Raw genomic sequence first — 14,536 nt, 5'->3', positions numbered from 1 at the left:
CCCGGTGGAAACCGCCCCCGTCATCCCGGCGCGCTTTTGGCCGGGATCCACCTCGGCCCGTGTGGATCCCGGCCAAAAACATGCCGGGATGACGGAGGGATGCGTCGCGATAGCGAGGGTGAGTTGTCTCGGGTATCAGGGGCCTCCTGCCGTGGGCGGGGGTGAATCCGGGGAGTCTCCGGGGGATTCCGGATACCGCGCCGCACGGCGATCGCCGAGGATTGAGTCAGGTCATCGGCCGGTGCCGGGGTGAACCGGCCGGGTGACGGTCCCTCGACAGCGTGGTCGGGGATTGCGCAATGGGGCGCACCGGGAGCGGTCAGATATTGGCACCCTTCGCGCGATTGCAGGCGCGGCACAGGATTTGGAGGTTGGCGGCGCTGGTCGCACCACCGCGGCTGAGCGGGATGATGTGGTCGAATTCGAGATAGTGGCTGTCGCCGCACTCGACGCATTTACCGCCGTCGCGCTGCCAGACCTGGGCCTTGATCTCCTGCGAGATACTGCGCGTGTCCCGGCGGCCGGGGGACAGCGCCAGGCGTTTGGCCACCCGCAGCGCACCCTCCATGGTGGCCGCCACATGATCGGGATCGGCGACCTCGAAGACCGCGCCACCGCGCGCCGAGGTGGCCGACACCGCCACGCGACCGCTCGTGGTGGTCACCGAAACCACTCGTGCCCAGGGCATTTCGGTGCCGGTGTCCGGGCCGGTGAAGCGCAGCTTCTTATTGCTGCAAATGAGGCGGCCCTCGGTGAGCTTGGGGCCGCGCGCCAGTTGACGAATATGAATGGCGGGGACATTCAGGTGCAGCTGCTCGGCCGGATCCAGGTGCAGTCCGGTCGCGCCCAGGATCGGCAGCTCACCGCCGCGCAGCCGAGTCAGCATGCGGCCGCGGCCCATTCGGCGGCGCAGATCCTCGATGAGCGGGCCGTCCAGCGCGAGCGCGGTGATCGCGGCATCGAATTCGTCCATCTCGGACTGTTCGATACTGCCGTCCGCGAACGCGAATGCCACCAGCCGCTCCACATGGTCGTGCGCCAGCGGTTTCAACGCCCCGGCACCGGCCGCGGCGTCAATTCGCTGATAGCGCAGCGCCGTCCACAGCCCCTCCCAGTCGTCGCCGCGCGGACCGCCCGTGCGCAGCACCCGTTCGGCCCGCCCGCGCCAGCCCGACAGATACGCCTCGATCTCCTCGGTGCAGTCGCGGCACAGTGCGGGGCCGCCGAACAAGCGCCAGCGCCGGGACCGCCCGCAGCGCGAACAATGCCGGGCGTCGCCGGACACCGCCGGCCGTGTCGTGGCCGTCCACGCCTGACCATCCCACCAGCGCAGGCCCGGCCCCTCGGGATCCGGATGCCAGTCCGGCCGTTCCGGATTGGGCGGTAGCATCGGCGCGGGAGGGGGTACGGGCCGCTCCACCTCGCCCGGATCGTCCACGCGGACGCCGAATTCGGTGACGATCCCGGCCAGGCCGCTCGCCCAACCCTGTCCGACCGCCCGGAAACGCCATCCGCTCTCGCGCCGATAGAACTCACCGAACATCATGGCGCGCACCGGCTCCGCCTCGGCGATCTCGAACCAGGCGACGGGTCGATTGTGGTCGAAGACCGTGAGAATCAGACCCTGCACCGCGGCGAAGGAATCGGGCACCGACCCGGTCACCACAATCCGCTCGACCTCGGATTCGGTGCGCGGGAGTGAGACCGAGAGTCTGGCCGTGCCCGGATCCGGCTCCGGATCCAAGGTCACGGCCTGGGACACGTGCCGGGGCGCGTTGAAGAAGACGAAATCGCGATCCGAGCGCACCCGCCCGCCGTCGGACAGCAGCAAGGCGTGCGCATCCACCTCATGATCGGACTGCCACGAAAGGACAACCGTCAGAAGCGATGTCGGTACCGGCGCATGACCACCCCTGGTGAGTTTCATTGTGATCGAACTATGCCACGCACCCCCGACACCCTCCGCGCCGCCGGAAAATACCCGGTGCGTGGCAGGATTTACGCGGCCCCGAAGCTGCGGCACAGTGGAATCATGACAATACCAAAGGGGCCGGGCCGCCAGCCCCCACGCGGTAAACCGCAAACCCCGCGCGTGCCCACGCCCGGTGAGATCCTCGCCGCCGCCCAGGCCGCCGTCGTCGCCGCGCAGGCCGCCGCCGGTGACGCCTTCGACTCCGCCCAACTCACCGCCACCCAGGCCTTCGATACCGCCGTCCGGCTGCCTCCGGCCTCCATGCAGCTGGCCGCCCAACTCCCCGACCTCATCGAGAACCTCACCGTCGCGGTCGAACGCCTCAACTCCACCATCGACCGCCTCGACCGCACCCTGACCCTGGCCGAACCGGCCCTCATCGCCTACGACAAACTGCTCACCCGCCTGGAAACCCTCTCCGCGGCGGGCGGGGAAGCCGTCTCCCGCCTGGAGAAACTCCCCGGCCTCTCCCTCCTGGGCCGCCTCACCGGCCTCACCCGCGAAGACCCCGACCCCGAACCACCCCCGTCGAGGCCGCGCAGGATCAAATAGCCGCACGGCATTCAGGGAGTGACACCTGCACGCGCTCCCGGCAGGTAATGGCCCCCGCTCCCGGTGTGCGAGTGGCCGAGAACCCGGGATGTGCGCAACGAGCGATGTCATTGCGCTCCGGGAGGGACGAGGGACGCCGTGGTTACGGGGTTGGCGAAGGGATTTGGCGGCGGGTGTCGGGGGCCTTGTTCGAGGTGTCAGGCGGAGGGGAGGGGGGTCCTCGGGGGGAGGGTGAGGCCGGGGAGGGCGCGGAGGGCGGTGGCTGCCTTCCAGAGCATTTCCTGGTATTCGGCGTGTGGGTCGGAGTCCAGGACGATTGCGCCGCCCGCGCCTACACGCCAGGAACCGTTGTGGCGCACCGCCGTTCGGATGACGATATTCAGGTCGGCGGTACCGCCCAGGCCGAGGAAGCCGATGGTGCCGGAGTAGATGCCGCGCGCCTCGGTTTCGAGACCGTCGATGATCTCCATGGTGCGCAGCTTCGGCGCGCCCGTCATGGAGCCGCCGGGGAAGCAGGCGCGCAGGACATCGATGATGTCCAGGTGCGGGCGCAGGGTGCCGCGGACGGTCGAAACCAGTTGGTGCAGAGTCGTATACGTCTCCACCGCCATGAGTTTGGGGACGTGTACCGAGCCGATTTCGCAGACCCGGCCCAGATCATTGCGGAGCAGATCGACGATCATGAGGTTCTCCGCGCGCGTCTTCGGATCGAGCGCCAATTCCCGCGCCAGCCGCTCATCCTCGGCCGAGGTGTGCCCGCGCGGCGCGGTGCCCTTGATCGGCTTGCTCTCCACCGTCCGCGCCCGATCCAGCTTGAGGAACCGCTCGGGGGAGGCCGAGGCCACCTCCACCTCCTCGAAGCGCAGAAAAGCCGCGTAGGGGGCCGGATTACAGCGGCGCAGCGTCCGATAGACACTCAGCCCGTCACTCGCGGCGGGGAGATACGCGCTGTCGGTGATACAGATTTCATACGATTCCCCCGCGAGCAATTGCGCCCGAGCCTCTTCCACATCGGCGAGATAGCGTGCCCGCCCCCGGGTCAGCAGCGGAGCGACCATGCTCTCATCGGTCCGTAACTCGAGATCCGGCGGATTCTCCCAGGTCGGCAGCCCGTCCAGCGTCGCGCGCGTCATGGCCAGCCAATCCCGTGCGGCGGCAATGGAATCCGCTTCGGTGGCGGAAGAATCCGCTGTCGATTCGGCCAGGGCCAGTAGATGGGTGCGTCCCGCTTCGTGGTCGACCACGATCAGTCGATCGGCGAAGAGCCACTGTGCGTCCGGGGTCGGTGCGCGGTGCGCGACCCGCGCCCCGCAGTCGGCCTTCATCTCGTAGCCGAGGTATCCCACGTATCCGCCGACGAAATCGAAGGGCACCTCGGGGAATTCGATCCGTCTGCGGCCCAGTTCGGCGGATAGGTAGTCGAGCACACCGCCCGCCACGTTGCGGTGCCCGGCGGCCGATTCGACCTGCACCTCGCCCGAACCCACTCGGTAGCGGACGATTTCGGCCAGCGGACCGGACGCGTCACCCAGGAAGGAGAACCGGTCCAGCCCCGGCTCCACGTGCTCACTGTCCAGCCAGAATGCCGTGCGCGAGTCGCGGTACAGCCGGTCGAACACCGCCTCCGCGTCGACGGCCCGGTCGAGCACTATCTGCTCGATGCGGTAATGAATTGTGGCAGAGGGGATTTGAGCGCGACTGTCCTCGCTGCCGCTGCCGTTGCCGCTGCCGTTGCCGCTGCCGCTGCCGCTGCCGCTGCCGCTGCCGCTGCCGAGGGCGGTGTCGCTGTCGCTGCCGTTGCCGAGGGCGGTGTCGCTGTCGCTGTCGCTGTCGCTGCCGCTGCCGGTGTCGAGGACGCTGCCGGTGCCGGTGCCGGTGCCGGTGCCGGTGCCGAGGACGGTGTCGGTGCGGGTGTCGGCGGCGAGGACGGTGTCGGTGCGGGTGTCGGTGGCGAGGGTTGTGGTCGTGGTGGTGGAGCTGGAGTCGAGTTCAGGAGCAGGGCGGGAGCTTTGGCGCGGCGCGCTTTCAGGGGTCGCATGTCGGGTCGTCCCCGCGCGCGAGTCAGGCGGTTCGACGCCACCGGGTGTGTGCACGAACACATCTCGCCGCTCACCGGCGCGCCGCTGATGCGCCCGGGTGAGATCCGAGAAATTGCGCAGCAGCAGTGCGCCGTACTCACTCGAAATCGATTCGGGGTGGAACTGCACGCCCCACTGCGGCCGATCGCGATGCCGAACGCCCATGATCACGCCGTCCGGGGCGGTCGCGGTGACCTCGAGCATCGCGGGCAATGGCCTTGTGGCGCACAGTGAGTGGTAGCGCACGGCCGTGAAGTCCCGCGGCACATCGGCGAACAATTCGCGCCCATCGTGGGCTATCCGATCCGGGTATCCGTGCCGGGCGCGGGGAGTGGCGGTCACCGTACCGCCCGCCGCGATCACCAGGCCCTGATGTCCCAGGCAGACACCCAGCAGCGGCAGTGCCGAATCCGCGATAGCCGCCGCCGAGATGCCGAAATCGCGCGGGATGTCCGGCCTGCCGGGCCCGGGCGAGATGACGATATTGTCGAACCGCTCGAGCCCCAGCTCCGCGAGGTTCGCGACCTCGTCATTGCGCACGACGACCGGCTCCACCCCGTTGACCTGACTGATCAGCTGATACAGGTTGTAGGTGAACGAGTCGTAGTTGTCGATCAGCAGCGTGCGCATTTGGCTGGCAACTTTACGCCACGCCCACCCGCGCCCCCGGCCTCGACCTGCGTGAACGAGGTCACCACCACTTCTGCGGGCATATGCCTTCAGTTGTCCTGGACGGTTACGGCACAATGTGGGGCATGTCAGAAGTGCAGCCGGTCGGCGTGGATCGCGACCTCGTCGACTTCGCGGTCGTCGGGAAGTGGATGGATGAGCAGGGCTTGCCCGGCGGTGACTTCGAGGAGGTGAAACCCCTCGGCGGCGGCACCCAGAACATCATGCTGCGCTTCACCCGCGGCGGGCGCGACTATGTGCTGCGGCGCGGGCCCAAACATCTGCGGGCCGCCAGCAATAATGTCATCCGCCGCGAATCCCGCATTCTCGAAGCCCTCGCCGGCACCGGCGTGCGCGCACCCCGGGTGATCGCGGCCGGGGCCGACGAATCGCTCATCGGGGCCAACTTCTATCTCATGGAACCGATCATCGGCTTCAATCCACAGAACGAACTCCCCCCGCTGCACGCGGGCCAGCCGGAGATCCGTCGCCAGATGGGGCTCTCTGCCGTGGAGGCCATCGCCCGGCTCGGCTCGCTCGACCACGAGGCGCTCGGACTCGCGGATTACGGTAAGCCGGAAGGCTTCCTGGAGCGTCAGGTGCCGCGCTGGCTCAAGGAACTCGACTCGTACAGCGTCAACGAGGGCTATGCCGGACCCGAGATCCCGGGCGTCGACCGCGTCGGCGACTGGCTGGACCGTAATCGCCCCGCGCAGTGGCGGCCCGGCATCCTGCACGGCGACTGCCACCTCGCCAACATGATGTTCTCCTATGACGGTCCACAGGTCGCCGCCATGGTCGACTGGGAAATGTCCACCATCGGCGATCCGCTGCTGGATCTGGGCTGGCAGATCGCCACCCGCCCCGAACCCGGCACCACCGGCGCGGCGCTGATCGGTACGCTCGGCGCGGTCGGCGGGCTGCCCACCGCCGCGGAGATGACCGAGCACTACGGCAAATTCTCCGACCGCGATCTGAGCAATGTCACCTGGTATACGGTGCTGGCCTGCTTCAAACTCGGCATCGTCCTGGAGGGCACGTATGCCCGCGCGTCGGCGGGCAAGGCGCCCAAGCAGGTTGGCGATTTCCTGCACGCCATCACCTTGGAGCTGTTCGAGAAGGCGCACCGGTTGATGGAGTGAGCCCGGCCGCGCGCCCATCGTGGGCGGAGTCGCGGACCTGTCGCGATCTCGACGTGCCACGGCAGGATGTTGGTGGCCGATAATCTCGCGCCACGATAGGTTACCGATATGCCGATCGTGCCCGATGCCAAAGACTGGACCTGGGTGCTGGAACGCACCTGCGACGAATGCGGATTCGACCCCAGCGCCACCGCGTTCGAGTCGATTCCCGCGCGGGTGCGCGCCAGCGCCGCCGTGCTGACTGCCGCCCTCGATGATCCGAATGCCACTGTGCGCCCGGATGATTCGACCTGGTCGGCCCTGGAGTACGCCGCGCACGTCCGCGATGTCTGCCGGATCTTCGAGCATCGCCTCGATATCGCCCGCACCGGTTCGCCCCGCCCCGGACCGGTGATCGGCGGCTACGACACCGCGGTCACCCTCGACGATTCCGGTATCCCCATGTTCGCCAACTGGGATCAGGACGAGACCGCCCTCGCCGAGAACTACGCGGCACAGAACACCGCGCAGGTCGCCGCCGACCTGCGCGACGCCGCCGAAACCACCGCGCGCGCATACGAATCGGTCTCGGTGGCCGAGTTGAAGCGCCCGGCCAAGCGCAGCAACGGTTCGGTCTTCACCGTCGAGACCCTCGGCAGGTACTTCCTGCACGACGTCGTGCACCACGCCCACGACGTCGAGAACCGCAGCACCACAACGGCTTAGCGGTCACGCCGCCGGTTCCTGCTGGGTCGTGCAATGGATGCCGCCGCCTCCGGCGGCGATGGCATCGATATTCAGCTGCACGACTTCGCGATCCGGGAACAGGCGGCGCAGGGTGTTCGCGGCGGCGGTATCGCGCGGGGCATCGCCGAACTGCGGGGCGATCACACCGCCATTGCAGAGATAGAAGTTGATGTAGCCGGCCGCGAAATCCGCGTCCACCCACTCCGAGCGGATGGTGTCCGGGCCCTCGATGATCTCCAGGTGCAGGGGGCGGCCGTGCTGATCGGTGGCCTCCTGCAGGATCTCCTGATGGGTGCGGGTGACCTCGTAGTCGAAGGCGTCCGGATCGTTCTCCAATCCGGCCACCACCACACCGGGCCGGGCGAAGCGGGCATAGAAATCGGTGTGACCGTCGGTGATATCGCGTCCGGCGACGCCGGGCAGCCAGATGATCTTCTCGATGCCGAGCAGGCGCTCCAGTTCCTGCTCTACCTCCGGCCTGGTCCAGCCCGGATTCCGATTGTCGTTCAGCACACAGCTTTCGGTGATGATCGCCAGGCCCGCGCCGTCCACCTCGATACCGCCGCCCTCCAGGACGAGTTCGGTGTGCACCGCCTCCGCACCCGCCCGCGCGGTCACGAAACTGGCCGCCAGGGAATCCTCGGTGTGCTCCTGCTTATCGCCCCAGCCATTGAAATTGAAGTCGATACCCGCCTGCGCACCGGATTCGTCGACCACGAAGACCGGGCCGCAATCGCGCAGCCACAGATCATCCAGGGGTGCCTCGTACAGGCTGATATCCGGGCCGACCAGGGCGCGCGCCACCGCGAGTTCCGCGGGCCGCACCAGCATGGAGACGGGTTCGAAACGCGCGATGGCGCGGGCGATATCGGCCAGGGCGCGCTGGGCCAGGGGTAGCAGGTCCGCGGTCCAGACCTGTTCGCCGGCCCCGAACGCCATCCAGGTGCGCTGGTGCGGGCTGCCTTCCTCAGGCATCCGGTATCGCTGCATCGAACGACTCCTGACCTCGTCGGCACCCGCGACAAGTGCGGGCAAACCATTGGCGAATACGAGGTTAGCGGGTGTGCGGGGCGGTTCCGGGGAGGAACGCGGTCATACGCCGCGGCGCAGCGCCTCGCGTAGATTGCGGGAGCGGACATCATCCAGCACCGCCATACCCAGGCGATTCATCGTGTAGCCGAAGCCCAGTCCCGTTGCGGGATCGGCGAATCCGAAGGAGCCGCCGTAACCGGTGGTGCCGTAGGCGCGCGCGTCGGTGCCGAAACGGAAACCACCGCAGGACTTTCGGAAACCGAGGTGATAGCGGCTCGGGGTGAGCAGGACCAGATCGTCGGCGGGGACGTCTCGGGCGGTATCGGCGGATGCCAAGCGGTCCAACAGCTCCGCGTCGACGGGGAGTTCCCCGGTTCTGCCCGCGGCCGCGCCGTAGACGCGCGCCAGCGAGCGGGCGGTGCCCACACCGCCGGCGGCCGGGCTCTCCACCTCCAGGAATTCGCGGCGGGCGGCCCGGGCGGGCGCGCCGACCTGCGGAGAGTTCAAGGCGCGGAAGGAGAGTCCGCGCTTGGCGTACAGCTGAACGCCGATACGCAGCGGGAGATCGCGCTCATAGCGCAGGATATCCAGGCCCTCGGTGGCCGAGAGGGTGGCGACGCGATCCAGTGAAACCGCTTCCGGCAGGCCGATATAGAAGTCCAGGCCGAGCGGTGCGGCGAAATCCTCGGCGAATACCCGGCCGAGGGTGCGGTGTTCGGGATCGACCCGGCGGATGAGTTCGCCCTGATACAGCCCGGCCGTGATCGGGTGGTAGCCGTGCCGAGTTCCCGGTCGCCACAGGGGTTTCTGAGCCGCCAGAATGGTCGCGAGTCCGTCGAGATCCGCCATATCGCGCAGCCGGACCGGCCGGTCCAGCGCCGCCAGACCCGCCTGATGGTCCAGCAGTTGGCGGACGGTGATCGATTCCTTGCCATTGGCCGCGAACTCCGGCCAGTACCGCGCCACCGGGGCCTCGTAGTCCAGCAATCCCCGGGAAACCGCCGCCGCCACCACGAATGCCGTCATGCCCTTGGTACAGGACCACACCGGGGCCATGGTGTCCCGCTCCCACGGCAGCCGCCGCTTGCGATCGCGGCGGCCCGCCCACAGATCCACCACCGGCCGGTCCCCGTCGAAAACGGCGACCGCCGCCCCGATCTCGCCGTGCTCGGCGAAATTCCGCCGGAAAGCATCCGCGACCGCCCCGAACCCGCTGTCCACCTCACCGTGGACCGTGACCTGCTCACTCATGGTGGAACCGATCGTAGCCGGGGCGGTCGAGCGCGGTTATGCCTGCTCGATCGGGTGCTTGGTGATGAAATCGAGAACCGCCTCATACCAGGGCGCGGGATTCTCCAGCATGACGACATGACCGCCGTCGAGTTCCCGATACTCGGCCCCCGGGATGGCCGCGGCCTGGCGGCGCGCACCCGACGGATCGACGAGCAGATCACCGGTGAGGCCGATGACGAGGGTGGGTACGGTGATGCGCGGCAGATCCGCGGTGATGTCGATGGTGCTGATCAGCGCGGCCTGCGCCGCCGTACCGCCGGGGATGTTCGCGGCGGTCTGTGTCAGCGCCTCCGAAAGCTGTTCGGGGGACATGGAATTCACGAAATCGGCGGTGAAACCCGCCAGCAGCACGATGTGCGCGAACAGTTCTCGATCGTTGGCGGCCAGCGCGCGCTGCCACAGCTCGATATTCAGGCGGGTGCGGTTGTCGGGCCGATCGAATCCGGCGGTGAGGACCAGCCCGCGCACCCGCTCGGGATGCCGGATCGCCGCGCGCACGGCCACCGTGGTGCCGAGTGAATATCCGACGATCGTGAAGTGTTCCGCCCCAACCGCATCCGCCTCCGCGACCAGGGCGTCGGCCAGCGCGTCGAGTTCCAGATGAGTGTCATCGGCCGGATAGTCGGGTCCGATCACGGTGTGCCGCTCCGCGAGCAGCGGAATCAGCCCGCCGAAGTTGGCCTGGATACCGCCGCCCGCGCCATGGGCGAGCAGTACTGCGGGGCCGGAACCGGTGACTGTGGTGGAGAGCGAAATGTTCGTCATGCCGGTGACGTTAGGGATTCACATGGATGTGAAGGTCAATCCGCTGTGCGGGAGGTCACAATGCTGATCGGTGAATTGTCGCGTGCCACCGGCGTCGCGCCCCGGCTGCTGCGCTACTACGAAGAGCAGGGACTGTTGATCCCGCACCGTGATTCGAACGGCTACCGCACCTACGGCGACCAGGCCCCCGCCCGCGTGCACCGCATCCGCGAACTCCTCGACGCCGGCCTGTCCACCCGCGCCATCCGCGAACTCCTCCCGTGCGCCACCGATACCGGCTTCCAGCACTGCGACCACTCCCGAAAAGTCGTCCAGGACGGCCTCACCCGCCTCGACACCCAAATAGCCGACCTCCAGCACCAGCGCGCCCTCCTCGCTCGCCAAGAAGCCGCAGTCCTGGCCGCCCCTTACGAATCCTGACGCCCCACTCTGGACGTGCGCCCACCGGGAGCTCGAGTCACCAACCACGCCGTATCCCGTACATGACGCATCCCGCGTCGCAACGACCCCCGAAATGCCCGCGCCACACGCCAATACACATCTGGGCATGCGTTCATGGGGTGCTGGTGAAGGGATATTCGGCGTGTCCGCGGCATGAGTACCCCGTGATCGCACGTGCAGGGTCTCGGGGTGTGCGTTCTGTAGGTGACCACGGCCATCCAGCTGGGAGGGCGAAGAGTTCGCATGCCCGGTACGAAGCGTCGCGGGTCGATTGCTGACTGGTGTGGTATCGCCCGGAGTGCCGGGGTGTGGTGCGAGAAACCAGTCCGCGAGCCGGTAGCGTTGCCGGACGTGCCTGGATTTCCTTCGATTACCGCTTCGTTGCTGCGGACCAAGCCTGTCGAACAGCTCACCTCCGAGGGTGAGCACACGGCCCTGCGGCGCAGTATGGGGCTCGTTCCGCTGATCTCGCTGTCGGTGGGCGCGACGCTCGGGACCGGCATCTTCGTGGTGCTGGGGGAGGCCGCGCCGCTGGCCGGGCCCGCCGTGGTCATCTCGTTCGCCATCGCGGCGCTCGCGGCGCTGTTCTCGGCGCTGTCGTACGCCGAACTCGCGGGGGCGGTGCCGGTCTCCGGATCGGCGTACTCCTATACCTATGCGACGCTCGGTGAGATCATCGCCTGGGTCTGCGGGTGGTGCCTGCTGCTCGAATACGGGGTTTCGGTGGCCGCCGTCGCGGTGGGGTGGGGCGCGTATCTGAACGAGTTCCTCGGCTCGACCGTCGGGTGGCGGATTCCCGATGCGCTGGCCTCCGCGCCCAGCGACGGCGGAATCATCAATCTGCCTGCGGCCGTGGTCGTTCTGATCGCGACGGCGGTGCTGCTGGGCGGGATTCGGGAGAGCGCCCGGGTCACCACCGGCACCACGCTGATCAAGATCGCGGTGCTGATCTTCTTCGTCGCGGTCGCGGTGACCGCGTTCAAATCCGGCAACCTGCGCCCGTTCGCGCCCGAGGGCGTGGCCGGAATCGGGTCCGCGGCATCGATGGTCTTCTTCTCGTTCATCGGCTTCGACGCCGCCTCCACCGCGGGTGAGGAGGCGAAGAATCCGCAGCGGGATCTACCGCGCGCCATCATCATCTCGCTGGGCATCGTGACGCTCATGTATGTGCTGGTCGCATTGACCGCGGTCGCCGCAGTCGGCGTCGACGGTGTCAGCTCGTCCGGCGCGTCACTGGCGACCGTGCTGGATCAGGTCACCGGAAAGAGCTGGCCCGCAACGATTCTCGCTGCCGGTGCGGTGATCGCCATCGCCTCGGTGGTACTCACCGTACTGTACGGGCAGACCCGGATCCTGGTCGCCATGTCCCGTGACGGCCTGATGCCCAGGGTGCTGTCCAAGGTCGGCGCCAAGCGGGTGCCGACCACCAACACCCTCCTCGTCGGTGGTGTGGTCGCGGTGCTGTCCGCGCTGATCCCGCTGGGCGAGCTGGTCAATGCCACCAATATCGGCACCCTGGTCTCCTTCGGCCTGGTGAATATCGGCGTGCTTGTGCTGCGCCGCACCAAACCCGATCTGCCGCGCACCTTCCGGACGCTTGTCCCACTCGTTCCGGTGCTCGGCGTCGGCATGTGCCTCTGGCTGCTCTGGCATCTGCCCGGCGTGACCTGGCTGGCCTTCACGCTGTGGTCCGCGGTCGGCCTGATCGTGTACTTCGCCTACGGCCGCCGCCGCTCCGCGTTGAATCGGCCCCGGCCGGCAGCGGTCACCCTGGACTCGTAGGCTCGTGACCGTGCGAGCGCTGGAGCAGATTCGAGAGTGGCCGGTCCCCAATACCGCGGCGGGGGTCGTGGTCCGGGGTAAGGGCGTCCAGGACACCGAGGGTGATGTCGATCGGGTGTATCGCCTCGCCTCGGTGACCAAACCCCTTGTGGCATACGCGGTTCTGGTCGCCGTCGAGGAGGGCGCGATCGAACTGGATCAACCCGCCGGTCCGCTCGGCGCCACCGTGCGGCACCTGCTCGCGCACACCTCCGGACTGGCCTTCGATTCCACCGAGGTGCTGGCCGAACCGGGTGCGCGGCGCATCTACTCCAGTGCCGGATTCGAGGTGCTGGCCGAGTTCGTCGCCGGGCAAACCGGTATCCCGTTCGAACGCTATCTGCACGAGGCGGTTTTCGAGCCGCTGGGCATGGAATCGTCCGTGCTCGCCGGGCCCGCCGGACATGCGGCCAGTTCGTCGGTCGCAGATCTCCTGCGGTTCGCCGAAGAATTGCTGAATCCCACCTGCGTTACCGCGGAATTGCTCGGTGAAGCAAGCACAGTGCAGTTCCCGGGACGCAATGGTGTACTTCCCGGCTACGGGTCACAGCGCCCCAACGACTGGGGTCTGGGTTTCGAAATTCGTGATCACAAAGCCCCGCACTGGACCGGCGGCGCGAATTCCGCGCGGACCTATGGGCACTTCGGGCAATCGGGTACTTTTCTCTGGGTTGATCCGGAAGTCGGCATGGCGTGTCTCGCGCTGGCGGACGAAAATTTCGGAGACTGGGCGCGCGCGGCGTGGCCTACCCTCAGCGATGCCGTGATCGCGGAGTTTGCGTAGAAACACGACACGGGCAATAAGTAACACACGTAACTCCGAGCACTCCAGTAAACTCGGGCAACGCTGGCTGGAGCGGGTCGTTGGGGAAGACGTCCCCGTCGAAGCCGGAGGTGTTAGTGGTGCGCGGAACGAGTCAGTTCTCCGACGCGACGTCTGGTGTCGTATACATTCATTCGTCGCCGGCGGCGCTGTGCCCGCATATCGAATGGACCCTCACCTCCACCCTCAAAGCACCCGCGAAACTGCGTTGGACCGCCCAACCCGCGGCCCCCGGAAATTTGCGGGCGACCACCGATTGGTACGGGCCAGTCGGTACCGGCGGACGATTAGCTGGAGCATTGCGTGATTGGCCGGTACTGGCCTTCGAAGTCACCGAGGACGCCAGCGAGGGAGTCGACGGCGAACGCTACAGCTTCGTACCCGGCCTCGGCCTCTGGCATGGCGCGACCAGCGCCAGCGGGGATGTCATGGTCGGCGAGATGCGATTGCGCTCGATAGTCGCCGAGGCGCGCGCCAATGGTCGCGGCTCCGCCAATGACATTGCCGCCGAGATCGATCGCGCACTCGGCACGGCATGGGACGATGCCCTGGAGCCCTTCCGCCTGGGCGGCGAGGGTGCGGAAGTCACCTGGTTGCGTCGCGACGTCGGCTGACGAAGTCCCGCGATTCGCTCCGACCTGGTGAAGTCCGATCCGGTAGTCAATCGGTCTGTGCGAAAAGGAGATCTTTGTGCGGGGAATTCAAGGTCCGCTGACCCTGGCGGTCTGCGCCGCGACCGTGCTCGCGGTGGCGGCATGCGGTAACAACGATACGGCCGATGCCGCCGCAACCAGCGCCTCCCGGCCGAGCGCCACCCCGGCGGCGGCCTCCCAGGCGCTTCCCGGCCAGGAAGCGGTCCCCTGCGGCACCGGCCCGGACGGACTCGCGGTCGTCACCCTCACCGCGAAGGGAACGGACTTCTGCGCGACCGCGGTTCAGGTCGCCACCACCTACACCCGGGAGCGGGCCAAGAAGGCGGACGGTGACCTCGCCATCGAGGTGGCCGATATGCGCTGGGTCTGCGGTGTGCGCCAGGGGGATCCGAATCCCTTCCAGGAGTGCGCCAGCCAGAACGAATCGGCCGACAAGGTCCGACTGCTCTCGTAATCCGCGGTCTTCGCATACTCCTTCGCGAAAACGCATTGTGCGCGATGAACTTCGCGGCCCGCCGCCTCGTAATGCTCTGGGTGGCGATATGACACACGTCAGCTCCGGATGAGGC

The 14,536-nt window shown here is 67.6% G+C and carries 12 protein-coding genes and 1 pseudogene; 8 read left to right on the top strand and 5 right to left on the bottom strand.

Going from position 1 to position 14,536, the window contains the following annotated elements; genetic code table 11:
* Positions 1-319: 319 nt before the first annotated feature.
* Complete coding sequence (locus NA10_RS12155) at positions 320-1,927, bottom strand: TerD family protein (protein WP_067567307.1); 1,608 nt, start codon at positions 1,925-1,927, stop codon at positions 320-322.
* 105 nt (positions 1,928-2,032) lie between these two features.
* On the opposite strand from NA10_RS12155, the gene NA10_RS12150 reads away from it, so the two are divergent.
* The gene (locus NA10_RS12150; protein ID WP_067567537.1) at positions 2,033-2,524 is read left to right on the top strand and encodes a hypothetical protein; all 492 of its coding nucleotides are present in this window, start codon (positions 2,033-2,035) and stop codon (positions 2,522-2,524) included.
* A gap of 197 nt (positions 2,525-2,721) precedes the next feature.
* Here the strand turns inward: NA10_RS12150 and pabB are convergent, their stop codons facing one another.
* The gene (pabB, locus tag NA10_RS35510) at positions 2,722-5,232 is read right to left on the bottom strand and encodes an aminodeoxychorismate synthase component I (RefSeq protein WP_157556421.1); all 2,511 of its coding nucleotides are present in this window, start codon (positions 5,230-5,232) and stop codon (positions 2,722-2,724) included.
* A gap of 116 nt (positions 5,233-5,348) precedes the next feature.
* Between pabB and NA10_RS12140 the strand changes: the two genes are divergently transcribed.
* Together NA10_RS12140 and NA10_RS12135 are read left to right on the top strand one after the other, a co-directional pair.
* Positions 5,349-6,413, top strand: a complete 1,065-nt coding sequence (locus tag NA10_RS12140; RefSeq protein WP_084514555.1) for a phosphotransferase family protein — start codon at positions 5,349-5,351, stop codon at positions 6,411-6,413.
* A gap of 108 nt (positions 6,414-6,521) precedes the next feature.
* Complete coding sequence (locus NA10_RS12135) at positions 6,522-7,118, top strand: DinB family protein (protein ID WP_067567301.1); 597 nt, start codon at positions 6,522-6,524, stop codon at positions 7,116-7,118.
* Between the two features lie 3 nt (positions 7,119-7,121).
* Here the strand turns inward: NA10_RS12135 and NA10_RS12130 are convergent.
* The 3 genes and pseudogenes from NA10_RS12130 to NA10_RS12120 form a co-directional block, all read right to left on the bottom strand.
* Positions 7,122-8,120 (bottom strand): annotated as a pseudogene (locus tag NA10_RS12130) (agmatine deiminase family protein); the annotation flags it as partial.
* A 111-nt stretch (positions 8,121-8,231) separates the two neighbouring features.
* Positions 8,232-9,422 (bottom strand): serine hydrolase domain-containing protein, encoded by a 1,191-nt coding sequence (locus NA10_RS12125; RefSeq protein ID WP_067567295.1) that lies wholly within the window; start codon positions 9,420-9,422, stop codon positions 8,232-8,234.
* Positions 9,423-9,458: 36 nt separating this feature from the next.
* Positions 9,459-10,229 (bottom strand): alpha/beta fold hydrolase, encoded by a 771-nt coding sequence (locus NA10_RS12120; protein WP_067567292.1) that lies wholly within the window; start codon positions 10,227-10,229, stop codon positions 9,459-9,461.
* Between the two features lie 45 nt (positions 10,230-10,274).
* Between NA10_RS12120 and NA10_RS12115 the strand changes: the two genes are divergently transcribed.
* From NA10_RS12115 to NA10_RS12095, 5 genes are all read left to right on the top strand, one after another.
* The gene (locus tag NA10_RS12115) at positions 10,275-10,649 is read left to right on the top strand and encodes a MerR family transcriptional regulator (RefSeq protein WP_245677160.1); all 375 of its coding nucleotides are present in this window, start codon (positions 10,275-10,277) and stop codon (positions 10,647-10,649) included.
* Between the two features lie 372 nt (positions 10,650-11,021).
* On the top strand, positions 11,022-12,452 hold the full coding sequence (locus NA10_RS12110) for an amino acid permease (protein WP_373862362.1): 1,431 nt from the start codon (positions 11,022-11,024) through the stop codon (positions 12,450-12,452).
* Positions 12,453-12,462: 10 nt separating this feature from the next.
* Entirely contained in the window at positions 12,463-13,275 is an 813-nt protein-coding gene (locus NA10_RS12105; RefSeq protein WP_067567532.1) for a serine hydrolase domain-containing protein, read from the top strand.
* A 119-nt stretch (positions 13,276-13,394) separates the two neighbouring features.
* On the top strand, positions 13,395-13,928 hold the full coding sequence (locus NA10_RS12100) for a DUF3145 domain-containing protein (protein WP_067567529.1): 534 nt from the start codon (positions 13,395-13,397) through the stop codon (positions 13,926-13,928).
* Between the two features lie 76 nt (positions 13,929-14,004).
* Positions 14,005-14,421, top strand: a complete 417-nt coding sequence (locus NA10_RS12095) for a hypothetical protein (protein WP_067567286.1) — start codon at positions 14,005-14,007, stop codon at positions 14,419-14,421.
* The last annotated feature ends 115 nt before the right edge of the window (positions 14,422-14,536 follow it).

Source organism: Nocardia acidivorans NBRC 108247 (assembly GCF_001625085.1).
Taxonomy (GTDB): Bacteria; Actinomycetota; Actinomycetes; order Mycobacteriales; family Mycobacteriaceae; genus Nocardia; species Nocardia acidivorans.
This window is presented reverse-complemented; position numbering and strand designations above follow the sequence as displayed.

Coding starts and splice junctions, on each gene's coding strand:
- NA10_RS12135 (WP_067567301.1), top strand. CDS start 6,522: ATGCCGATCGTGCCCGATGCCAAAGACTGGACCTGGGTGCTGGAACGC.
- NA10_RS12120 (WP_067567292.1), bottom strand. CDS start 10,229: ATGACGAACATTTCGCTCTCCACCACAGTCACCGGTTCCGGCCCCGCA.
- NA10_RS12125 (WP_067567295.1), bottom strand. CDS start 9,422: ATGAGTGAGCAGGTCACGGTCCACGGTGAGGTGGACAGCGGGTTCGGG.
- NA10_RS12150 (WP_067567537.1), top strand. CDS start 2,033: ATGACAATACCAAAGGGGCCGGGCCGCCAGCCCCCACGCGGTAAACCG.
- NA10_RS12140 (WP_084514555.1), top strand. CDS start 5,349: ATGTGGGGCATGTCAGAAGTGCAGCCGGTCGGCGTGGATCGCGACCTC.
- pabB (WP_157556421.1), bottom strand. CDS start 5,232: ATGCGCACGCTGCTGATCGACAACTACGACTCGTTCACCTACAACCTG.
- NA10_RS12155 (WP_067567307.1), bottom strand. CDS start 1,927: ATGAAACTCACCAGGGGTGGTCATGCGCCGGTACCGACATCGCTTCTG.